Genomic DNA, 22,536 nt, shown 5'->3' with positions numbered 1-22,536 from the left:
GACAAAGCTTTAGACTTACGTTGCGATACGGCCCGAAATCAGAGCACCGTCGCGCGCCTTTCGCTCCAGACCAGCCACGCCAGCAGCGTGAGGCACAAGGCGACGGCGGGAAACAACATCCAGTTTATTGTGGCCCAGCCGGATATGTGCAGCACGGTTCCGGACGAAAACGACGCCGCGGCGACGAAGCCGAAGACCAGAAAATCATTGGTCGCCTGCACCTTGTTGCGCTCCTCGGGGCGGTAGGTGTCGGTCACCATGGCGGTCGCGCCGATGAACCCGAGATTCCAGCCAAGGCCAAGTAAAACAAGGGCAATCCAGAAATTCTCGACCGCGACCCCGGCCAGCGCGACCATGCCGCAACCGGCCAGAAGCGCCAGACCGGTGGCCACCACCCGCTCCTTGCCGAATTTGGCGATCAGATGGCCGGTGAAGAAGCTCGGTCCGAACATCGCCAGCACGTGCCACTGGATGGCCAGGGTCGCATCGGTCTGGGTGAGCCCGCAGGCAACCATCGCCAGCGGCGTGGCGGTCATCACGAAGCTCATCAGCGCGTAGGTGGCGATGCCGCAGGCCGCGGCGACGATAAACCGGCGCTGGGAGATGATTTCCAGTATCGGACGCCCGCGCGCGGTGACGACGCCCGTCTCCGGCGGCGGAATCCGGATCAGCGAGAGAATCACGAAGCTCAGGACATTGAGCCCGGCGAGCGCGACGAATGTGCCGGCGAACAGCACCGGCTCGAACAGATCGACCGTGAAGATGACCGTCTGGGGCCCGATGATCCCGGCCAGCACCCCGCCGGCCATGACCCAGGAGATTGCCTTGGGCTTGAACATCTCGCTGGCCGTGTCGGCCGCGGCGAATCGGTACTGCTGCACCAAGGCCCCGACAAAGCCGCTGAGCGCGCTGGCCAGGCAGAACATGACAAAGGCCTGCTCGAAGATCGCCCAGGCGGCGAGAAGTCCGGCGGCCACGCCAACCAGCGCGCCACCCATGAAGGCGGTGCGACGGCCGAAGCGGCGCGACAGATACCCGCGGGCAGCGTGCCGCAGGCGGTGCCCAAGACCATTGCGGTGACCGGCAGGGTGGCGAATTCCTTGTCCGCGCCCAGCAGCGCGTGGCCGACGAGCCCGCCAAGGGCCACGACGATGGCCGCCGTGGCCCCGCCGAGCGACTGCGCCGCAGCCAAAACCAGGGCGTTGCGCCGGGCCAGCCGGTCACCGGCGGGCGGAACCGCGCCAACGGAAGAAGGGATCATTGAAGCTCCAGAACAAGCGAGGAATACCAACGGTCGCAACGAATGACCCATTTGACCGGTTTTGCGCGACGTCTGGCAAGGAGCGGTTCGCGGGCGATGCGGGGCATCGTTCAAGAAACGCGACGCTGTCCAGTCGTTGCGCAAAGCCGGCCTTCGGTGGGCCAAACCGGTCCACCGGACAGCGTTGCGCCGCTTGCCCGACCGGGCAGGTCGCGCCGCGCGACGCGCCTTGCCGGACGAACCGGTTTGGCTCCATCAAAGGGGTCATACGTTACGATCGTTGGTATTAAGTGCGTTACGAATCAATATCCAAACAGCCTTGAAAACCGGCGCCGTTTCGCGCGGCGCCACAGATCCAACAACAACGACGGATATTATGAGGTCATTCCGCGAGAAAATGCCAGAGCCCTCTGCCAAATTGCAGTAGTTTAGCTCAAGTTGCTGAAAATAATGCTCAATTCGCCCAAGTAAATATATTTTCCAGCGCCAGGCCGCAGCCCCCGCCGGCATCAGAAATGCGCGTAGCTGGCCTGCCCCAGCGTCAGTTCCCCGCCACCGTCATTGATGAAGCGCGCGCGAGCCGCGCCTTGCGTCACCACGCCGATCCGGACGGACTCGACACGCGCTTGCGCGAGCATGCGTTCGAATGCCGGAGCGTCGTCCGGCGACACCGCGACAAGGAGCTCGTAGTCATCGCCACCGGTCAGCGCCGTGGCGAGAGCCGTGGGGTCGGAGGCCGTGGCGCGGCGCGCGGCATCGGACAGCGGAACGCGGGCGACCTCCACATCCGCGCCGACACCGGACGCGCTCAGGAGCTTGCCGAGATCGCCCGCAAGACCGTCGGATATGTCCATCGAGGCGCGGGCGTAGCGCAAGACGGCGGGAGCGGCGGCCACACGCGGACGAGGCAGCAGATAGCGGCCGAGCAGATGGCCCCGCTCCGCCTCGCTCAGAGCCCAGGCCCCGCAGGATGCCGGGTCAAGCCGCAGCCTCAGCCCCAGCGCCGCATCGCCGATGGTGCCCGTCGCATAGAGATGATCCCCCGGGCGCGCGCCGTGGCGGCGCACCGCCCGGCCGGCGGGCACGTGGCCGATGGCTGTCACAGATAGCACCATGCCGTTGCCGGACTTGATGGTGTCGCCGCCATAAAGCACCACGCCGTAGTCTGCCTGATCGGCCCTGAGCCCGGCGCTGAATCCGGCGATCCACTCCTCCTCCCAGCCTTGCGGCAGGCCGAGGCCGAGCAGATAGCCCAGCGGCTGCGCGCCCTTGGCGGCGAGATCGGAAAGATTGACGCGCAGGGCCTTTTGCGCGATGGCGGCGGGCGGGTCATCGGGAAAAAAATGCACCCCCGCGGCCAGCATGTCCTTGGTCAGAACCAGGTCATGCCCCGGCGGCGGCGTGAGCACGGCCGCATCATCGACAAGCTCGAAACTGCCGGGGTCGGTGGCCAGGGGCGCAAGATAGCGCTCGATCAGCTCGAATTCGCCTATTCGGCTCATGTTTGATCTCACGCCCGTTCGCTACGCTCATGGCTCCAGCGCCCGCCGCTTGCGTCCCTCTCCCCTTGAGGAGGAGAAGGAGCACGTGTCGGACTTCGGGCCACACCGAAATCCGTCCGCTTATTCCGCGTCGCCCGGAGCCTTCGTTTCGAATTCCTCGGGCCGCAGATCGCGGGCGATCCGGTCCAGCACGGCGTTGACCATGCGCGGCTCGTCCTCGCTGAAGAACGCCTTGGCGACCTCGATGTACTCGCTGATGACCACGCGGGCCGGCACGTCCTTGCGGCGGATCAGCTCGAATACGCCCGCGCGCAGGATGGCGCGCAGGATGGAATCGATGCGCTTGAGCGGCCAGTCCTGCGCCAATGCGGTGTGCACGCGCGGATCGATCTCGCGCTGCTCGGCGACGACGCCGTGCATGAGGTCGCGGAACCAGCCGGCGTCGGCGTCGCGGTACTGCTCGCCGTCGAGCTCCTTTCCGAGCCGGAAGGTCTCGTACTCGGCAACGATGTCGGAAAGCTGGGTGCCGCCGAGTTCCATCTGATACAGCGCCTGGACCGCGGCGAGCCGGGCCAGACCGCGCTTGTTGGCGGGCTTGACCTCGCGCGCGCCGCTGGCGGGCTTGTCACCGGACGGATCGGCGGACTTGCCGCCTTTGCCTGGGGCGGACGGATGCATGGTCAGGCTCCGAGGCGGTCTCGGACCGCGATCATGGCAAGCGCCGCATCGGCCGCGCCGCCGCCCTTGTTCTTGTCGCTGACGCGGGCGCGGGCCCAAGCCTGGTCGGAATTTTCGACCGTCAGGATGCCGTTGCCGACCGCCAGGGCGCCGTCGATGGTCATCTCCATGACGGCGCGCGCGCTTTCGCCCGCCACGATATCATAATGGCTGGTCTCGCCGCGAATGACGCAACCGAGCAGCACGAACCCGTCGTACTGCGCGCCGCCGTCTTCCGCCGCGATCAGCGCCATCGACAGGGCGGCCGGGATCTCGAGAACGCCGGGCACCGAGATACGGTCGTAGGATGCGCCGGCGGCGTCAAGCGATGCGGTCGCGCCATTGACGAGTTCATCGGCCAGATCGCCATAGAAGCGGGCGTCGATGATGAGGATGTGCGGTGCCGCCATGGGAAATGGTGCTTTCAATGCGTGAAAAGAGGAGGCGACAGGAACCATGCCGGGCCGGCTTTGTCCAGTGGCAAATTGCGCGATCCGACCCTTGCGGCGATGCCCTGTTATAGCAGCGGCGACGGGCCCGAGCCATCGCAGGTCTACGCATGCGCCAAGCGGGTTGCCGCGTTCCGTCTTCGTGGAATGAATTCAGCCGAACTCGGCCAGCCGCGCGGCATAGCGCGCCATGGTGTCGACTTCCAGGTTGACCCGGTCGCCGGCCTTGCGTTCGTTCCACGTGGTCTCGCTCAGCGTGTGAGGGATGAGGAAAACGGAGAATTCGTCGCCCTCCACCTCGTTGACGGTCAGCGAGGTGCCGTCCAGGGCAACCGAGCCCTTTTTTGCGATGAAACGGGCGAGCGCATGCGGCGCGCGGAAGCGGAAATAGGCGCTGTCGGGATGATCGCGGCGCTCGACGATCTCCGCGAGACCATCCACGTGCCCCGCGACCATGTGGCCGCCGAGTTCATCGCCAATACACAGCGAGCGCTCGAGATTGAGCCGCGTTCCCTCGCGCCAGTCGCCCGCCGTGGTCAGGGCCAGCGTCTCGGCGCCCGATTCAACCTCGAACCAGTTCCGCTCCCCGTCACGGCCCTTGGCGGTCACCGTGTGGCACGGGCCGCCGCAGGCGATCGACGCGCCGATGTCGATGCCGTCGGCATCGTAGCGGGTGGCGATGCGGGTGCGCCGGCCGGCGGGAATATCGATGGCCGATAGCACGCGGCCGATGTCGGTGACGATGCCGGTAAACATCAGATCACGGTCTCCACAGATGGATCAGCCGGTCCTGGCCGAGAACGCATTGGTCGCGCAGCTCGAAATGGGGATCCTTGGTCAGGGTTTCCAGCGGCACGGGTCCCAGCGGCGGCACGCCGCCCTCGCCGATATCCACCGGTCCGAAGGAGAGATAGGCCTCGTCGACGAGACCGGCGGCCACGAAGCTGCCCGCAGTCGCTCCCCCGCCCTCGACCATCAGCCGGGTGATGCCGCGATGCGCCAGCGCCCCGAGCGCGGCGGGCACCTGCACCCGGCCGTGCTCGTCCTCGGCGACCGTGATGATCTCGACGCCGGCGGCCATCAGCGCCGATGTGCGCTCGATGGGGGCCGCGGGCGTTGTGATCAGCTTGACGGGCACCTCGCGCGCCGTGCGCACCAGATTCGAGCCCAATGGCAGGCGCGCGGTGCTGTCGAGCACGAAGCGGATCGGCGAGCGGTCCTCCATGCCCTCCAGGCGGCAGGTGAGATCCGGATCGTCGTTGAGTACGGTGCCCAGGCCCACCAGAATGCCGTCGGCCTCGGCGCGCATGACGTGCACGAAGCGCTGGATTTCCGGGCCCGTGATGTGGATCTGGCTGCCTTCCCGGCGGCCGATGAAGCCGTCGCGCGAGATCGCCAGCTTGAGCTGGACCTGCGGGCGGCGTTCGGCGAAGCGGCGGAAGTGGCCGATATGGGCGTCATGGCATTCGCGCGCGAGCACGCCCATCACCACCTCGACGCCCGCGGCGCGCAGGATTTCGACGCCCTTGTCCTTGACGCGGGGATTGATGTCGGAGGCGCCCACCACCACCCGGCGCACGCCGTGCTCGGCCAGCGCCACCGCGCAAGGCCCGCTGCGGCCCCAGTGGGCGCAGGGCTCGAGGGTGACATAGGCCGTGGCCCCTTTCGCCGCATCGCCCGCCTGACGCAGGGCGAGGATCTCGGCATGAGGGCGGCCGCTCGGGGCTGTCGCGCCGCGGCCGACGATGACCGGCTGGCCATCGATCTCGCGCACGATCACGGCGCCGACGGCGGGATTGGGCCAGGTGAGACCGCGAGTGCGGCGGCCGATGGCGAGCGCCGCGCGCATGAAGCGCGCGTCTTCAGGCGCAATGGCGCCGGCATCCGGGCGATTGGCCGTCTGCGGCGCGATCAGGGTTGAGGCGCCCGCCGGGATCACAGGTCCTCGCGCTCCGGCGGCGGGTCTCCCGGGGCCGATGCCGCGGGCTCCAGTTCGCCGCCGCTCAACTCGTCCAGCAGCGCCTCGAAATCCTTGGCCTCCCGGAAATTGCGGTAGACCGAGGCGAAGCGGACATAGGCGACGTCGTCAAGCGTCTTGAGCCCGTCCATCACCAATGTGCCGATGAACTCCGAGGCGATATCGCTCTCGCCGGAGCTTTCGAGCTGACGCACGATGCCGGAGACCATGCGATCGATGCGCTCGGGCTCGACCGGCCGCTTGCGCAGCGCGATCTGGACCGATTCCATCAGCTTGTCACGATCGAAGGGAACCCGGCGCCCCGTCCGCTTGACGACCGTCAGTTCGCGCAGTTGCACGCGTTCGAACGTCGTAAAGCGGCCGCCGCAGGTCGAGCAGATGCGGCGACGGCGGATCGCCGTGTTGTCCTCGGTCGGACGCGAGTCCTTGACCTGGGTTTCCTCGCCGCCGCAATAGGGGCACCGCATGGGTTTGGCCTAGCTTTCGTAGATCGGGAAGCGGCTGGTCAGCGCCACCACCTTGGCGCGCACCGCGGCTTCCACCGCCTGATTGGCGTCTTCGCTGTTGGCCGTCTTCAGGCCGTCCAGCACTTCGGTGATCAGCAGCCCGACTTCGCGGAATTCCGCCGCGCCAAAGCCGCGCGTCGTGGCGGCCGGGGTGCCGAGACGGATGCCCGAGGTGATCGTCGGCTTCTGCGGATCGTTGGGAACGCCATTCTTGTTGCAGGTGATGTTGGCGCGACCCAGCGAGGCCTCGGCCGACTTGCCCGTCAGTTCCTTGGGACGCAGATCGACCAGCATCAGATGGGTGTCGGTGCCGCCGGAGACGATGTCGAGACCGCCTTCCACCAGCGTCTGCGCCAGGACCTTGGCGTTCTCGGCAACCGCCTTCGCATAGACCTTGAAGTCCGGGCGCAGCGCCTCGCCGAAGGCCACCGCCTTGCCGGCGATCACATGCATGAGCGGACCGCCCTGCAGGCCCGGGAACACCGCCGAATTGATCTTCTTGGCGATCGTCTCGTCGTTGGTCAGCACGAGACCGCCGCGCGGACCGCGCAGGGTCTTGTGGGTCGTCGAGGTGACCACATGGGCGTGCGGGAACGGGCTCGGGTGCACGCCGGCCGCCACGAGACCGGCGAAATGCGCCATGTCGACATGCAGATAGGCGCCGACTTCATCGGCGATCGCGCGGAACTTCGCGAAGTCGATGACGCGCGAATAGGCCGAGCCGCCGGCGATGATCACCGCGGGCTTGTGCTCGCGCGCCAGGGCTTCGAGCTGGTCGTAGTCGATCAGGCCGGTTTCCACATTGAGACCGTACTGCACGGCGTTGAACCACTTGCCAGACAGGTTCGGCCTTGCGCCGTGGGTCAGGTGACCGCCGGCGTCCAGGCTCATGCCGAGAATCGTGTCGCCCGGCTTGGACAGCGCCAGCAGCACCGACTGGTTGGCCTGGCTGCCGGAATTGGGCTGCACATTGGCGAAGGCGCAGCCGAACAGCTTCGTGACGCGCTCGATGGCGAGGTTTTCCGCGACGTCGACAAACTCGCAACCGCCATAATAGCGACGGCCCGGATAGCCCTCGGCATACTTGTTGGTCATGATCGAGCCCTGCGCCTCGAGAACGGCGCGCGAGACGATGTTCTCCGAGGCGATCAACTCGATCTCATGCCGCTGACGCGACAGCTCCGAGGCGATCGAGGCGGCCACCTCGGGATCCGCTTCGGCGAGCGAGCGGGCGAAAAAATCAGGGCTGATCGGCGCGCCGAGCGAACTGTCTGTCATCGACATAGAGAGAGGTCCTTCCCATCCGCTGAAAAAAGCGGTCCGACCATCGTCGAACTGCGTATACCACGGGTAATCGTGGCCAATACCATACAAGATCTGGCGATCCAAGCGCCTTCGGCATGCACGATGTCGTGCAGCAACAGCACAGCGCCGCCACCGGAGGCGGTGCTCCGGCGGTGGATCCCGCCGTGGTATACCAGAGAATTGTCGCTGAGTCCTCACCCCGGAGCGGGGATTTTCAAGCGCCGGACTGCATCTGAATGCGGCGCTGCAGTTTGCGCACGGCGATGCGCTGCAAATCGGAGCGCGGCACCGATGCGGGCCCGAAAACGCTGACCTCGACGCCCGTGGTGGCGCAGATCGCGATGACCTTTATCTGCCGCCCGATCTGCTGGAATTCGAGGTAGACCTCACCCGAATGTGACGTTCCGTCGCGTCCGCTCATGCCGCCACCCCCGATTTGCCCGGAGCCGCCCGCTATTGCAGGACCACGACCGGGCCGTCCTCCGGCATGCTGCCGCCGAGACCATCGCGATTGTAGATGTCCTCGCGGAAATGCACCACACCATTGGGACTGCTCCAGGCGGTGACATAGGTCAGATACAGCGGAATGCCGTCGTCCAGCTTCACGTCCAGCCGCTCGCCGGAGGCGATCGTCTGATCAACACGGGCGCGCGACCAGTCGGGCGTCGTGGATTCCAGCAGCCATGTGACCAGGTCGCGGACGTTCTGAACCCGCACGCAACCCGAGGAATCGAAACGGTAATCCTTGGTGAACAGGCTCTTGGACGGCGTGTCGTGCAGATAGACCTGGTGCTGGTTGTGAAAATTGATGCGCACCGAACCAAGCGAATTTTCCTCGCCCGGGTCCTGACGGAACTGAAGCTTGGTGGCGTCATCCGTGTTCCAGTCGATCTGGGTCGAATCCAGCTCGTTGTTGTTCCAGTCGTAAATCCGGATCTTGTTGCGCGCCAGATACTCCGGATCCTCACTCATCTTCGGGATCAGGTCCTTGCGGATGATGCTGACGGGCACGGTCCAATACGGGTTGAAGTTCAACTCATAGATCTTGCTGGCGAGAATCGGCGTCTGGCGGTCGATCTTGCCGACAACCGCGGTATGGCGCGAACGCACGACGCCATTGTCCACGGCCTCGATCTCGGCGGCCGGAATGTTGACCATCACGTAGCGCTCGCCGAGGAAGCCGGACATGGCGCGCACCCGCACGATGTTGGTTTCGAGCTGGCGCAGGCGGACAATGGCCGGCACGTTGAGCGCGCCCAGGGTGCCGCGGTCAAGAATGCCGTCCGGCGTCAAACCGTGACGCACCTGAAAGCGGCGCACGCCCTCGTCCACATCGGAATCGAAGCTGGGGGACAGACTGAGGTTGGCGTCCATGTCGCCCGACGTCATGAGCCGCTGGCGAAGGGCGACGACGATCTGGCTGCGCGCGCCCATGCGCAACTTCTGCGGGGGATTGGGGACAGCCGCCCAGCCGCCGTTGGCGACGATGGCGCGGTATTTCTCGATCGAGCGCTCAAGATACGCCACGGTATCGGCGGAAAGCGTCGGCTGGTCCGACTTGAAGGCATCGAGCCCCTTGATGGTCTCGTCGAGACGCGACTTCCACTCCTCGCGCTTCTGGTGCTGCTGCAGCACCTGGAGCGGCGATTGAGCGTTCGCGGAGAGCGGCAGCATCGCAACCGCGCCGAACAGCGTCGCCTGTGCGATCACCGCCACCTTGGCGCCCGCACGAGCAATCCGAACCATTTTGGCGCCGATCAAGCCGGCCTTGCAGAATTCCACAGCGCTCACTCCTGAAAGCGGTTCCCGGTCCGAAGCCCTTGCGTGGATACGCAAACGACCTGCTTCGGCGCCGTGAGAGCGATCAACGCGACCGCGCGCCGATGATCGCACCGGCGCACACGCTGATCAGTCACTGTGACGACCGGACGCTTCGCGGCCAATCGGGCCCAAAACGGCTCCTGTCATCACCCTGCCAGACGGGACGTCCGCGTATTGCGGGCGCCTTGGTCTGGACAACCAGACGAAACGAGACAAACGGACATGTCCGATCTGCTTGAATCGCAACGCTAACTACTTGAATCCACGTACAGTCTAGCCGCCATGGAAGACGATTTCCCGAAACTGCCTATCCACTACCATCATGCGGCGGGCGAGGCAATAAAAGACGCGCCTGCTCACCGATCATCTCACGCCAGTGTGACGCAGGATCCGCACCTCGGTCCGCAGGCCGCAGCACACGATCGACCCGCGCGGCGCGCGGTCGCCAAACGCCCGGACGTCCGATTGATGCGGCGCCATCGGGCACCGGGTGACTGGCATCATCCCGCCGGAAGGAGCGGGACGACCCTGCATCTCACCGCATTAAGGCGATCTCGTGTCGCAAAGGGCTCCGATACCGAGATAGCGGCGGCGACACAAACGCAAAGCGCCGCCCGTGTTGCGGGCGGCGCTTGGGGATCGGCTGTGGTTTGCCCCAGCCATTTTTCTCTTGCTATCCGCGACGTTGCGATGCGTCCACGTCCGCCCTGGGTCTTGCCCCTAGAGACGATACAGGATCTGGTCGGTCCAGAAGCGCTCGAGGCGCCGCAGCGACTGGTTGAGCTGCTTGAACTCATCCGCATCGATTTCGCCAACCTGGGCGACCGACAGGATGTGGCGCTCATAGAGATCGTTGACGATCCCTGCGACGGCCAGACCCTGCTCGGTCAGGCTGACGCGTACCGACCGGCGGTCGACCCGCGACCGCTCATGATTGATAAAACCGGTGTCGACCAGTTTCTTCAAATTGTAGGAGACGTTCGAACCGAGATAGTAACCACGTGTACGCAGCTCTCCGGCCGTCAACACGCTGTCACCGATGTTGAACAGCAACAACGCCTGCACGCTGTTGACGTCCGAACGGCCCATCCGGTCAAACTCATCCTTGATCACATCAAGTAATCGACGATGCAATCGCTCAACGAGGGTTAGCGCTTCAAGGTAAAGCGGCTTCAGCGCCACTTCATCCTCATCCTGCGCCAGGACCTCGACTGCCCTTTTTGCCGTGATCATCTGATTGCGCCTCTTTTGTCCTGTGCTTTGGCAGATATTCTTTCCGCCTGAGACCGACATTAGGCGGTGCAATCTAAGATCCGCTTAAGAGGCAAGATGAATCTTCTGTTAAGGGAGGAACGCGGCTTTTAGCGAAATGCGGCTCAAAACGGCAGACTTTCGCACATTGCGCATCAACCTTGATCGGCGACCTTGCCGCGCAGGTATTTTATGATGCCAGAAAAATCCATTCCTTCGTTGCCAGCGTTACAAAACAGTGAATAGAGCGCGGAGGCTTCCGCGCCGAGCGGCGTGGAGGCGTCCACGCTGCGCGCGGCGTCCTGCGCCAGCTTGAGGTCCTTGAGCATCATGGCCGCGGCGAAGCCGGGCTGATAGTCGCGGTTGGCCGGCGAGGCGGGCACCGGGCCGGGGACCGGGCAATAGCTGGTCATCGACCAGCACTGGCCGGAGGCGGTGGAGGCGATATCGAACAGCTTCTGATGATCGAGACCAAGCTTCTCGGCCAGCACGAAGGCTTCCGAGACGCCGATCATCGAAATGCCGAGGATCATATTGTTGCAGATCTTCGCCGCCTGGCCGTTGCCCGCGCCGCCCGCGTGCACGATCGTCTTGCCCATGATCTCGAGATAGGGCCTGGCCTTGGCGAAGGCCTCCTCCGGGCCGCCGACCATGAAGGTCAGAGTGCCGGCCTGCGCGCCGCCGACACCACCGGAGACCGGCGCATCGACCATCGCCATTCCCGCGGCCTGCGCCGCGTCCGCCACGACGCGGGCGCTGTCGACGTCGATGGTGGAGCTGTCGATCAGCACCGTCCCGGGACGCGCATGAGTCAGAATGCCGTCATCGCCGGTATAGACCTCGCGCACATGCGCGCCCGCGGGGAGCATGGTGACCACGACGTCGGCGAAGGCAACCGTCTCGGCGATGCTGTCCGCGCCGGCGCCACCCGCCGCCTCCAGCCGCTTGACGGCTTCCATGCTCAGATCAAGACCGGTGACCTCGTGACCCGCCGCCGCCAGGTTGGCGGCCATCGGCCCGCCCATGTTGCCCAGTCCGATAAAACCAATGCGCGCCATGCGCTCCTCCCGTGCTTCTTGATATTGGTTGCGCCGCATGCGCTCCGCGCCGGCCGCCCTCCCCGGCGACCGTCTCCGCGCACGGGGCGCTAGCGGCGATTTTCGCGTTCCATCAGCACCAACAGCCCCAGATAGATCAGGATGGTGATCAGGTAGAAGGAAATCTCGTAGGGCCGGTGAGCGAAGATGTCGGCGAAGACCGTGTGCATGGCGACCTGCGACAGGGTGCGCAGCAGCCACATCACCGGCCCCCAGCTCGCGGTCAGCCACAGGCCCACGGCGGCGACCAGATCCAGCACGCCGAAATAGACGGTGGCCACCTGCCACTCGACCTGCATGTCGGCGAAGAAGACCCCGCGCCAAGGCGTGTAGCCTATAATGCGCGCCCAGTGGATGAGCCCCGCGCCGATCAGCAGGATGGCCAGCGCGCGCAGGTACCACACGAAAAGCTCGCGCCACGACGGGCGGTTCCGTAAGACGTCTTGCAGTGCCACGATCATGATCAGGTCCGGTCTTCGAAGTGTTCGGGCGATCGGCTCAGGCCGTCAGAACCAGATCGCCGTCCTGCGGTCGCACGAAATGGGTCTCGACATCAACCGCGGCGACATCCTCAAGCCTGGCGGGCCTCCACTGCGGCGCGCCGTCCTTGTCGATGATCACCGCGCGCACGCCCTCATAGAAGTCGTGTCCCTTGAGAATATGCGAGACGATGCGGAACTCCAATCGCATGGCGTCGTCAAAGTCCAGCTTCGCGCCGCGGCGCATCTGTGCGAAGACGACGCACACGCTGGTGGGCGACTGGCGGCGGATGGCCGCCGCCGTCCTTGCCGCCCACTCGGCATGCGCGCCGCTCTCCGCGTCGAGACCGGCGAGAATCGCGGCGACATCGGGGCCGGAAAAGATCCGTTCGATGTCCGGCGCCAGATCGGCCAGCGGCTCGGCCTTGGCGTCCGCCGGCGGCTGTTCGTGGAAGCCGTCGAGAACGGCGACGATGTCGGTGGCCTGCTCCAGCGCCAGTGCGATCGCGGCGAAGCGCTCGGACGGGACGGCGTGGGTCAGGATGCCCGCCCACAGCGCGTCGGCCTGCTTCAGCCGGCCGCCGGTGAGCGCGCAATAGATGCCGGTCTGACGCGGCATGCGCGGCAGCACATAGGTGGCGCCGACGTCGGGGAAGAAGCCGATGCCGACCTCCGGCATGGCGAAGGTGGTGCGCGCGCCGCCGACACGATGGGTGCCATGTACCGACAGGCCGACGCCGCCGCCCATGACGATGCCGTCGATCAGCGCCACGGTGGGCTTGGGATAATGTTTCAAGCGGGCGTTGAGGCGGTATTCGTCGGCGAAGAATTCGAGCTGCGCGGGATTCCCCGGCGCGCCGTGCCCCCGCCCCTGTTCATAGATCACACGGATATCGCCGCCGGCGCAAAAGGCGCGATCGCCTGCCGCCTCGATCACCACATGGGCGACGCTGGGGTCATCGTCCCAGGCGTCGAGCTGCGTGATGATCGCCCGCACCATGGCGTGATTCAGCGCGTTCAGCGCCTTGGGCCGGTTCAGCGTGACGAACCCCGCCCGGCCGCGCACGTCAAACAGCACATCGTCAAACACCGCGCCATCGCTGGCGTCATTCGTCTCATGGGTCATGGTTGTCCGGCGATCTTTCGGGAGGCGCGCGGGAGGAGGCCCGCAATCGGTTGCTCCAAGAGATAAAGTCTATCCGGGACCTTGCCAAGGCGGTTGACGCGCGGAAGCTGCCGGCCTCGCGCACAACAGATGTGTCGCAAGGGACGCTTGACCTACTGCCGGAACAGCTCTCGCGCGATGATCAGGCGCATGATCTCGTTGGTGCCCTCGAGAATCTGGTGCACGCGGACGTCGCGCAGATAGCGCTCGATGGGATAGTCGCGCAGATAGCCATAGCCGCCGTGCAGCTGCAACGCCTCGTTGACCACCGTGAAGCCGACATCGGTGGCCAGCCGCTTGGCCATGGCGGCAAGGCGGGTGGCGTCGTGGGTCTTGGCGTCGACGTGCGACGCCGCCTTGTGCAGCAGCAGCCGCGCGGCCTCGAGCTCGGTCGCCATGTCGGCGACGCGGAACTGCAGCGCCTGGAATTCGGCAAGCGCCTGGCCGAACTGCTTGCGCTCCTTCATGTAGGCGATGGCGCGCTCCAGGCAGGTCTGCGCCGCGCCCAGGGAACAGGCGCCGATGTTGAGCCGCCCACCGTCGAGCCCCGCCATGGCGATGCGGAAGCCCTGCCCCTCCGCGCCGATCAGATTCGCCGCCGGCACGCGGCACTCGGAGAAATTCACCTGGGCGGTGGGCTGGCTCTTCCAGCCGAGCTTCTGCTCCTGCGCGCCAAACGACAGGCCCGGCGTGTCCTTTTCCACCACGATGCAGGAAATGCCGGAAGGCGTCTCGTCGCCCGTGCGCACCATGCAGACATAGACGTCCGCCACGCCGCCGCCGGAGATGAACGCCTTGGAGCCGTTGAGCACATAGTCGTCGCCGTTGCGTGTGGCGCGGGTGCGCAGGGCGGCCGCGTCCGACCCCGAGCCCGGCTCGGTCAGGCAATAGCTGGCAAAGGTGTTCATGGAGCACAGATCGGGCAGCCATTTCGCGCGCTGCTCGTCGTTGCCGTAGGTATCGATCATCCACGACGCCATGTTGTGGATGGAGATATAGGCGGCGGTCGAGGTGCAGCCCTTGGCGAGTTCCTCGAAGATGATCGCCGCGTCCAGCCGCGTCAGGTCCGAGCCGCCGACATCGTCGCGCACATAAATGCCGCCAAAACCCAGCGCCGCCGCCTTGCGCAGGGTTTCCACCGGAAAGGTGGCGTTCTCGTCCCAGTCGCGCGCATACGGCTCCATCTCCTCGGTCGCGAAGGACGCGGCCATGTCCTGGAAAGCGCGCTGTTCCTCGGTGAGATCGAATTCCATCCGCCCGGTTCCTCCCGCAAGGCCATGCGTCGTGATCGCGCACAGTCCCGTTCATCCGGGATATCGGCGCGCGCGCCCTGCGTCAATCGCACCCGGCAAACGCCGGTCCTATGCGATTGGTGTGTCTTGTGCTGTATGCTAATGCTGGCCGACAAATCATACAGAAGCGGACGCAGGTGCGACAAACGTCCGACAAGCCGCCGAAAGGCGGCGTCTCGCCAAGCACATGGAGCCAGACGATGAACGTTGACCCGCGCAAGAGCCTTCGCGCGCCCGCCGACCCGGACATGGCGTCGATTCTCGGCGGACGGCGGATGCGCCGCAACCGGCGCGCGGACTGGTCACGGCGGCTGGTGCGCGAGAACGTTCTGACGGTCGACGATCTCATCTGGCCGATCTTCATCGTGGCGGGGAGCGGCGTGCGCCAGCCCGTCGCCTCCATGCCCGGCGTCGAGCGGCTGTCGGTCGACGAGGCGGTGCGTGATGCGGAAAAGGCAGCAAGCCTCGGCATCCCGGCGATCGCGCTGTTTCCCTACACCGATCCCGCCTTGCGCGACGCGACAGGCTCGGAGGCGCTGAACGCCGACAATCTCGTCTGCCGCGCCTGCCGCGCCATCAAGAAGGCCGTGCCCAACGTGGGGCTGGTCACGGACGTGGCGCTGGACCCCTACACCAGCCACGGCCACGACGGGCTGATGGACGGCGAGACGATTCTCAATGACGAAACGGTGGCCCAGCTCGTGCGCCAGTCGCTGATCCAGGCGGACGCCGGCGCCGACGTGATCGCGCCCTCGGACATGATGGACGGGCGCATCGGCGCGATCCGCGCGGCGCTGGACGACAACGGCTTCACCGACCTTCAGATCATGTCGTATGCGGCGAAATACGCCTCCGCCTTCTACGGCCCGTTCCGCGACGCGGTGGGCACCAATGCGACGCTGGTCGGCGACAAGCGCACCTATCAGATGGACCCGGCCAACACGGATGAGGCGATCATCGAGGTGGAGCTGGATCTGGCCGAGGGGGCGGACATGATCATGGTCAAGCCGGGCATGCCCTATCTCGACATCGTGCGCCGCGTGAAGGACACCTTCGCGGTGCCGACCTACGCCTACCAGGTGTCGGGCGAATACGCGATGATCATGGCCGCCGCCCAGAACGGCTGGCTGGACGGCGAACGCGCCATGCTGGAAAGCCTGATGGCCTTCAAGCGCGCGGGCGCCGACGGCGTGCTCACCTATTTCGCGCCGCGCGTGGCTGAGATCCTGAAGAAGGGATGACGGCCGGCCCGCGACGGAGACTTCACGCGTCGATTCAACAGCGCTGGTTCAACGGCCTGAGACGGTGATTCAAGCCGCACGGAAAAGCGAGTCGCGCCAGGGGCTTGGGGCGGAGCGCGAAAGGCACGGTTGATTCATAACGGCGAAGCCGCTGTGAGACTGATGACAGAGCCGAGAAGCCCCCTCCCTCGTCATGGTCGGGCTCGTCCCGACCATTCATAAGTCCTTGAAAACATGGATCCTCGGCACAAGGCCGAGGACGACGATCGCGGGGGTATGAACCTTGTCATCGAGATCATACCGATCTCGAGCGCCGTCGCCATGGACGTGTCACTGAGTCAATCGGGCCGCATGCCGGCTACGGCGCCATGGCGCCGCCGGCATAGGGCCGGGCGACGAGTTCGGCCAGCGTGTCGATGCCTTGCCGGAACCGCGCATCGCCTTCGACGGAGACGAAGCTGATGCGCACCGCGTTGGGCGCCAGCGTGCGTTCGGCGGAAAAGACGTGTCCGCTGCTCACCCGCACGCCCAGCGCCTCGGCCTCCGCGCAAAAGGCATCCCCCGCCAGCCACCGGGCAGCGTCAGCCACGCCAGCCCGCCCTGCAGATCCGGTTCGGCAAGGCCGGGAAGCGTTTTCGAAACGTACTCCGCGCGCTGGCGCACGCCGCGCCGGATCGCCTCGATGCGCCGGTCCAGCGCCCCGTTGCGGATCACCTGGCTGGCGATGCCGGACAGAAGGGCCGAGGCCATCATCTGCATGGCGTTGTGCGCGCCGGCGACCCGGCGCACCAGACGCCCCGGCCCCGCCGCGTATCCAATGCGCATCGCCGGAGCGATGCATTTCGACATGCCGGTGACCAGCAACGTCTGCTCCGGAAGGAGAGCCGAGAAACTCGATCCCGAATCCGCGCTGAGAAAGCCGTATATCTCGTCCTCGACGATCGTCAACGCGTGGCGCGCCGCGACCTCGGCGATGGCCTCGCGGCGTTTGACCGGCATCGGCCGGCCGGTGGGATTCTGCACGCTCGGCATGAGCACCACGAGCGAGACCGCATTGGCGCGGCAGCAGGCGTCCAGCGCGTCCGGGCACATCCCCTGTCCGTCCATGGTCACGGGCAGCAGTTTCACGCCGTTGAGCGCCGCGGCACTCAACATGCCCGGATAGGTAACCTGATCGCAGGCGATGCCCGTGCCCGGCCGCACCAGCGAACCGAAGGCCGCCGACAGCGCCGACTGCACACCGTTGAGAATGCAGACCGTGTCCGGGGTTATGTCGTGACGCCAGCGGGCGAGATAGGGCAAGGCCGCCTCGCGGTCGCCGGCCGCGCCCATTTCCCCGACATAGTCGAGCGGTGTCGTGCCCGCAGCCGCCCGCGCGCCCGCCGCCTCCAGACCCTCGCGCAGGAAATCACCCGCCGGCTCCATCAGGAAACAGTTCACCGCCATATCGATCACGCGGGCCGGATCGGACGGCTTGAACGGCATCGTCAGCAGCCGCGGCCCCTCGCCCACGAAGGTGCCACGGCCGACAACGCCGTGCGTCAGGCCCGAGACGGTGAGCGCCTGATAGGCGCGCGACACCGTGCCCGGCGCGCAGTTGAGCTGCCAGGCCGCCTCGCGCACCGGCGGCAGCCGCGTGCCCTCCGGCAGGACGCCGGAGGCGATGCGGTCGCGCAGGAAGGCTTCAAGCTGGCGGGCGCCGATGGGCGTGTCGCCGCCCGCGTCGCCCCGGAGATCGGAGAATATTGTCATTAGAACAATATAACGATTGTATCACGTATCTGTCACCTTCAATCATGCGGGCCATGCCAAAGGAGCGGCCCCATGCCTGCCATCATGTCTCTCGATCAGTACCTCCTGCTGTGTCTGTACATCATCGCGCTGACCGGCACGCCGGGTCCGGCCAATGTGGCGTTTCTCGCCTACGGCAGCACCTATGGAGTGCGCCGCACGGTGCCGTTTTGGCTGGGGACGCTGTTCGGATTCTCGATGATCTACGTGCTGGCCGTGGCCGGGCTGCTCGCCATCGTCACCGGTCTGCCGTGGCTGTGGAACGCGTTGCGCGTCGCCTGCCTGGGATACATCGTCTATCTCGCCTGGACGATCGCGATGGCGTCACCGCGGCCGGTGGATGCGCCCATGCCTGCAGACAGCCGAGCGCCGGGCTTCCTGCGCGGCTTCTGGGTGCACCCGCTCAACCCCAAGGCCTACGCGATGCAGATCGCCGCCATCTCGCAGTTCGTCTCCCCCGAGCGCTATGTCGCGGACGCGACGACCATCGCCATCACGTTCTTCTGCCTCGGCGGCGCGGTCAATTTCGGCTGGATCGCCGGCGGCAGGATTCTCGCCCGCCTCGCCAACAGTCCGCTGCGCTTCCGGATCGTCAACGGCACGCTGGCGGCGCTGATGCTCGTGAGCACCGCGGTCAGCCTGCAAATGGCGTGAGCGGCAAGCTCCGCATTTTTGCGGATATGACGACGCCCGTTGACTCAATCGGCTCACGACGTGATTCAACGACCTGTCATATTGATTCAGGCCGCTGGCAAACTGATTCAAGCGCCTGAGGTTCTGAGTCAACAAAGGCCGAAAGACGAGTCGCTTCAGAGGCTTGGTCGCCGTTCCTGGAGGAATCCCGTAAGGGCTTGTACGCAGGACGCTGCGGCGCGCGCTTGCATTAGTGTGGTGCTTGGTGGCACATCGGCGCCACCGCAACGCCGCGCAGGCCCCCCATGCAGATCACGCTCGCCACCATCCAGGACGCCGCCGCCGCCATCGAAGGCGAGGTCGTGCGCACACCGCTGCTGCCGGCGCCGCGCCTGTCCATCCTGACCGGCGCGGATGTCTGGGTGAAGTTCGAGAACCAGCAGCGCACCAACGCCTTCAAGGAACGCGGCGCGCTGACGAAACTGCTGACGCTCAGCGCCGAGGAGCGCGCGCGCGGCGTCATCGCCATGTCGGCCGGCAACCACGCCCAGGCGCTGGCCTGCCACGCGACACGGCTGGGCATCCCGGCGACCATCGTCATGCCGACGACGACGCCGCACGTGAAGACGGCCGCCACCCGGGCCTATGGCGCGCAGGTGGTGCTGGCGGGCGAAAGCGTCGCGGAGGCGCAAGCGGAGGCGTATCGCATCGCGGACGCCAAAAACCTGGTGTTCGTGCATCCCTTCGACGATCCGGACATCATCCGCGGCCAGGGCACCATCGCGCTGGAGATTCTCGCGGACGCGCCGGACACGGAGATCATCGTCGTGCCGGTGGGCGGCGGCGGCCTGATCTCGGGCGTCGGCATCGCGGCCAAGGCGCTCAAGCCCGAAATCGAGATCATCGGCGCGGAGACCGCCTTCTACCCCTCGATGCACAACGCGCTTCACGGCGCGCAGGCGCCCTGCGCCGGCAACACGCTGGCCGAGGGAATCGCCGTGGCGACGGCGGGAACGCTGACGCGCGAGATTGTGGCCAAGGTCGTCGACGAGATCATCCTGCTGCCCGAGGCCTCCATCGAGACCGCGGTCAATGCCTTCCTGGAGCTGCAGAAGACGGTGGCGGAGGGAGCCGGCGCGGCGGGCCTCGCCGCCCTGCTCACGCATCCCGACCGGTTCAGGGGACGGCGCGTGACCCTGGTGCTCAGCGGCGGCAACATCGACCCGCGGCTGCTCGCCTCCATCATCACCCGCGAGCTGGCGCGCGAGGGACGGATGGTGACCATCCGCATGGAGATCCCCGACCGGCCGGGCGTGCTGGGCGACATCTCGACGCTGATCGGCGATCTCGACGGCAATATCCTCGATGTCTCGCACCACCGGCTGTTTCTCGACGTGCCGGCCAAGGGCGCCTCGCTCGACGTCACCATGGAGACCCGCGACTCGGATCACGCGCGGCAGATCATCGAGATGCTGCGCACCCGCGGCTTCAAGGTGGACTGGCTCAAGGTGGCGGAGACCTCCGGCCGGTGAGAGCCCACGGGCTGCGTCATATTGACAGGGGCGTCCCCGCTCACCACCTGTTCATTGCATTTCAGGGATCATTACGATGACGCAGGATATCGCGCGGACCGACATGGCGCAGGCTCACGACAACGACGCACCGCGGGCACAGGCCTTCGATCCGCTCAGCCAGCCCGAGCTGTTCGACGGGCTGCGCACCAAGCGGATCTTCGCGTTTTTCATCGACACCATCGCCATCATCCTGCTCACCTGCGTCGCGGCCGTCGTCATCTTCTTTGTCGGCATCTTCACCCTGGGTCTCGGCTGGCTCGCCTATGCGTTCCTGTGGCAGGGCGTGGCGCTGCTGTACACCGCCTTCACGCTGGGCGGCCCGGCATCGGCCACCCCGGGCATGCGCGCCATGGGGCTTGAGATGCGGCTGTGGCACGGCGGACGGATGTATCCGCTGCTGGCGGCGGTGCATCTGGTGCTGTTCTGGATTTCCGTCAGCGTGATCACACCTTTTGTGCTGCTCGTGTCGCTGTTTTCCGACCGCAAACGTCTTCTGCACGATATCATCCTCGGTACGCTCGTCATCAACACACCGGCGAATGGGCCGCTTGCGTGACGGGCAAGAACCGGTTACCGCTCGGGTGATTGGTTGGTGCCAACAGTGTTGATGAAACGCGATAACGCGGGCAGTGCATGACGGTAGTTGGTCTCCAAATGGCGCTCACGTTCATCGTGATCGCCGGCACCATCGTGCTCTACGCGATGGAGCGGTTCCGGATCGAGGCGGTGGCTCTCGGCTCCGTGGTCGCGCTCATTCTGATTTTCACGATCCTGCCGCTCCAGACCCCCACAGGCCCGCTCGGTCCCACCCAGTTCCTTGCCGGTTTCGCCAATCCCGCGCTGATCACCGTGATGGCGCTCTTGACCATCGGCCAGGCGCTGTTCCAGACGGATGCGCTGGACAAGCCCGCGCAGCTGCTGATGCGGATGTTCCGCGGCAGCCGCATCGGCGCGACAACACCGCTGTTGCTGGTCGTCGGAGCCATCAGCGCGTTTCTCAACAACACGCCTGTGGTGGTGATGTTCCTGCCCGTTCTGGTGGCGCTTGCGAGCGCTCAGGGAACATCGGCGACCAAGGTGCTGATGCCGCTGTCGTTCATCACGATCCTGGGCGGCATGACGACGCTGATCGGCTCGTCCACCAACCTGCTGGTGGCCGATGTCGCCCGGCGCAGCACCGACGTCACGCTGAAATTCTTCACCTTCACGCCGCTGGGGACGGTGCTGGCGCTGATCGGCGTTGTCTACATCGTCTTCGTCATGCCGCGTCTGTTGAAGCCGCGGCGCACGATGGCGGACGAGTTGCAGACAGGCGCGGGCGGCAAGCAGTTCATCGCGCAGATCGCCATCAGCTACGACCATCCGCTGGTGGGAACGACGTCGGTCGCCGGCATGTTCCCCAGCCTGAAGGACATGACCGTCCGTCTGGTGCAACGTGGCGAGAAACCCTTCCTGCCGCCCTTCGACAACCTCGTGCTGGAGCCCGGCGACACGGTGATCGTCGCCGCCACCCGCTCGGCGCTGACACGGGCGCTGTCGGGACGGCACGCGATCATCGGCTCGGAGGGCGTGGAGCAGCAGCCCAGCGAGGACAAGCAGCCGGCAAGCGAGGGCGCGGCGACCCTGGCGGAGGCCGTGGTGGCGCCCGGCTCGCGGCTGATCGGCCGCACCACGGCGCAGGCGAGCCTGCGGGCGGAAACCGGTTGCGTGGTGCTGGGGCTGCAACGGCGCTCGCGGATGCCGCGCATGGCCATGACCGACATCCGACTCGAGGCCGGCGACGTGCTGCTGCTCGCGGGAACGCGCGGCGACATTGAATCGCTGCGCGGCAACCACGACGTGCTGCTGCTCGACTGGTCGGCGGCCGAGGTGCCGCAACGCCAGTATGCGCCGCGGGCGCTGACGATCTTCATGCTGGTGGTGGCCTGCGCGGCAACCGGTGTGCTGCCAATCGCCACAGCGGCGCTGGCGGGCGCCTTCGCGATGCTGATGATGGGCTGCCTGAACGTGCGCCAGGCGCTGCGCGCCATCGACAGCCGCATCTTCATGCTGATCGGCGCCTCGCTGGCCGCCGCCACGGCGCTCGAGGCCACCGGCGGAGCGGAGGCCGTGGCGGAGGCGCTTGTCAACGCCATGGAGGGACAGTCGCCCCGGGTCATCCTGTCGGCGCTGTTCCTGCTGATCGCGGTGCTGACCAACGTGCTGTCGAACAACGCCACCGCCGTGCTGTTCACGCCGATCGCCGCCGGCATCGCCGCGCGCACCGGCGTCGATCCGGAGGCCTTCATCGTCTGCCTGATCTTTGCCGCCAACAGTTCCTTCGCGACCCCGATCGGCTATCAGACCAACCTGATCGTCATGGGACCGGGGCATTACCGCTTCAGCGATTTCCTGCGCGCCGGCACGCCGCTGGTGCTGATTATCTGGCTCTCTTTCACATTGCTCGCGCCGTGGTACTATTCCTTCTGAGATGA

At 66.0% G+C, this 22,536-nt stretch carries 22 protein-coding genes; 5 read left to right on the top strand and 17 right to left on the bottom strand.

The window, feature by feature from the left end; genetic code table 11:
* Positions 1–38: 38 nt before the first annotated feature.
* From D1F64_RS09590 to D1F64_RS09520, 15 genes are all read right to left on the bottom strand, one after another.
* Positions 39–998, bottom strand: a complete 960-nt coding sequence (locus tag D1F64_RS09590; protein WP_346432317.1) for an MFS transporter — start codon at positions 996–998, stop codon at positions 39–41.
* A 772-nt stretch (positions 999–1,770) separates the two neighbouring features.
* Positions 1,771–2,763: a thiamine-phosphate kinase gene (thiL, locus tag D1F64_RS09585; RefSeq protein ID WP_117412262.1), complete on the bottom strand. Its 993-nt coding sequence runs from the start codon at positions 2,761–2,763 to the stop codon at positions 1,771–1,773.
* Between the two features lie 120 nt (positions 2,764–2,883).
* Complete coding sequence (gene nusB / locus D1F64_RS09580; protein WP_117412261.1) at positions 2,884–3,441, bottom strand: transcription antitermination factor NusB; 558 nt, start codon at positions 3,439–3,441, stop codon at positions 2,884–2,886.
* A gap of 2 nt (positions 3,442–3,443) precedes the next feature.
* Positions 3,444–3,890, bottom strand: coding sequence for a 6,7-dimethyl-8-ribityllumazine synthase (gene ribH, locus D1F64_RS09575; RefSeq protein WP_117412260.1), 447 nt, complete (start codon positions 3,888–3,890; stop codon positions 3,444–3,446).
* A gap of 192 nt (positions 3,891–4,082) precedes the next feature.
* Positions 4,083–4,685, bottom strand: coding sequence for a riboflavin synthase (locus D1F64_RS09570; protein ID WP_117412259.1), 603 nt, complete (start codon positions 4,683–4,685; stop codon positions 4,083–4,085).
* Positions 4,686–4,689: 4 nt separating this feature from the next.
* On the bottom strand, positions 4,690–5,868 hold the full coding sequence (gene ribD, locus D1F64_RS09565; protein ID WP_248304699.1) for a bifunctional diaminohydroxyphosphoribosylaminopyrimidine deaminase/5-amino-6-(5-phosphoribosylamino)uracil reductase RibD: 1,179 nt from the start codon (positions 5,866–5,868) through the stop codon (positions 4,690–4,692).
* The gene (nrdR, locus tag D1F64_RS09560) at positions 5,865–6,374 is read right to left on the bottom strand and encodes a transcriptional regulator NrdR (RefSeq protein ID WP_117412258.1); all 510 of its coding nucleotides are present in this window, start codon (positions 6,372–6,374) and stop codon (positions 5,865–5,867) included. The genes ribD and nrdR overlap by 4 nt, the downstream gene beginning before the upstream one ends.
* Positions 6,375–6,383: 9 nt before the next feature.
* The gene (gene glyA / locus D1F64_RS09555) at positions 6,384–7,697 is read right to left on the bottom strand and encodes a serine hydroxymethyltransferase (protein ID WP_117412257.1); all 1,314 of its coding nucleotides are present in this window, start codon (positions 7,695–7,697) and stop codon (positions 6,384–6,386) included.
* A 235-nt stretch (positions 7,698–7,932) separates the two neighbouring features.
* Positions 7,933–8,139 (bottom strand): serine hydroxymethyltransferase, encoded by a 207-nt coding sequence (locus tag D1F64_RS09550; protein WP_117412256.1) that lies wholly within the window; start codon positions 8,137–8,139, stop codon positions 7,933–7,935.
* Positions 8,140–8,171: 32 nt separating this feature from the next.
* Positions 8,172–9,464 (bottom strand): L,D-transpeptidase family protein, encoded by a 1,293-nt coding sequence (locus D1F64_RS09545; RefSeq protein ID WP_117414525.1) that lies wholly within the window; start codon positions 9,462–9,464, stop codon positions 8,172–8,174.
* A gap of 795 nt (positions 9,465–10,259) precedes the next feature.
* The gene (locus D1F64_RS09540; protein ID WP_117412255.1) at positions 10,260–10,772 is read right to left on the bottom strand and encodes a MarR family winged helix-turn-helix transcriptional regulator; all 513 of its coding nucleotides are present in this window, start codon (positions 10,770–10,772) and stop codon (positions 10,260–10,262) included.
* Positions 10,773–10,945: 173 nt separating this feature from the next.
* A complete protein-coding gene (gene mmsB / locus D1F64_RS09535) occupies positions 10,946–11,887 on the bottom strand; it encodes a 3-hydroxyisobutyrate dehydrogenase (RefSeq protein ID WP_117412254.1) in 942 nt (313 codons plus the stop codon).
* A 50-nt stretch (positions 11,888–11,937) separates the two neighbouring features.
* Complete coding sequence (locus tag D1F64_RS09530; RefSeq protein ID WP_117412253.1) at positions 11,938–12,348, bottom strand: DUF6163 family protein; 411 nt, start codon at positions 12,346–12,348, stop codon at positions 11,938–11,940.
* A 37-nt stretch (positions 12,349–12,385) separates the two neighbouring features.
* Positions 12,386–13,492, bottom strand: coding sequence for an enoyl-CoA hydratase/isomerase family protein (locus tag D1F64_RS09525; protein WP_117412252.1), 1,107 nt, complete (start codon positions 13,490–13,492; stop codon positions 12,386–12,388).
* Between the two features lie 152 nt (positions 13,493–13,644).
* On the bottom strand, positions 13,645–14,784 hold the full coding sequence (locus D1F64_RS09520; RefSeq protein ID WP_117412251.1) for an isobutyryl-CoA dehydrogenase: 1,140 nt from the start codon (positions 14,782–14,784) through the stop codon (positions 13,645–13,647).
* Positions 14,785–15,071: 287 nt separating this feature from the next.
* On the opposite strand from D1F64_RS09520, the gene hemB reads away from it, so the two are divergent.
* Positions 15,072–16,064: a porphobilinogen synthase gene (gene hemB / locus D1F64_RS09515; protein WP_211200339.1), complete on the top strand. Its 993-nt coding sequence runs from the start codon at positions 15,072–15,074 to the stop codon at positions 16,062–16,064.
* Positions 16,065–16,422: 358 nt separating this feature from the next.
* Here hemB and D1F64_RS23260 read toward each other — a convergent pair whose 3' ends face one another.
* Entirely contained in the window at positions 16,423–16,584 is a 162-nt protein-coding gene (locus D1F64_RS23260; RefSeq protein WP_162901448.1) for a hypothetical protein, read from the bottom strand.
* Positions 16,581–17,816, bottom strand: a complete 1,236-nt coding sequence (locus D1F64_RS09510) for a PLP-dependent aminotransferase family protein (RefSeq protein WP_117412249.1) — start codon at positions 17,814–17,816, stop codon at positions 16,581–16,583. Before D1F64_RS09510 ends, D1F64_RS23260 begins: the two co-directional genes overlap by 4 nt.
* A gap of 72 nt (positions 17,817–17,888) precedes the next feature.
* Here D1F64_RS09510 and D1F64_RS09505 point away from each other — a divergent pair, with 72 nt between their 5' ends.
* From D1F64_RS09505 to D1F64_RS09490, 4 genes are all read left to right on the top strand, one after another.
* Positions 17,889–18,509 (top strand): LysE family translocator, encoded by a 621-nt coding sequence (locus D1F64_RS09505; RefSeq protein WP_117412248.1) that lies wholly within the window; start codon positions 17,889–17,891, stop codon positions 18,507–18,509.
* Between the two features lie 284 nt (positions 18,510–18,793).
* Positions 18,794–20,020 (top strand): threonine ammonia-lyase, encoded by a 1,227-nt coding sequence (locus tag D1F64_RS09500; RefSeq protein ID WP_117412247.1) that lies wholly within the window; start codon positions 18,794–18,796, stop codon positions 20,018–20,020.
* Between the two features lie 103 nt (positions 20,021–20,123).
* Positions 20,124–20,618: an RDD family protein gene (locus tag D1F64_RS09495; protein ID WP_117414524.1), complete on the top strand. Its 495-nt coding sequence runs from the start codon at positions 20,124–20,126 to the stop codon at positions 20,616–20,618.
* A 77-nt stretch (positions 20,619–20,695) separates the two neighbouring features.
* Positions 20,696–22,531: an SLC13 family permease gene (locus D1F64_RS09490; RefSeq protein ID WP_117412246.1), complete on the top strand. Its 1,836-nt coding sequence runs from the start codon at positions 20,696–20,698 to the stop codon at positions 22,529–22,531.
* The last annotated feature ends 5 nt before the right edge of the window (positions 22,532–22,536 follow it).

It is taken from the genome of Breoghania sp. L-A4, assembly GCF_003432385.1.
GTDB lineage: Bacteria > Pseudomonadota > Alphaproteobacteria > Rhizobiales > Stappiaceae > Breoghania.
The sequence above is the reverse complement of the archived record's forward strand: the minus strand, read 5'-3'. Positions and strand labels throughout refer to the sequence as shown.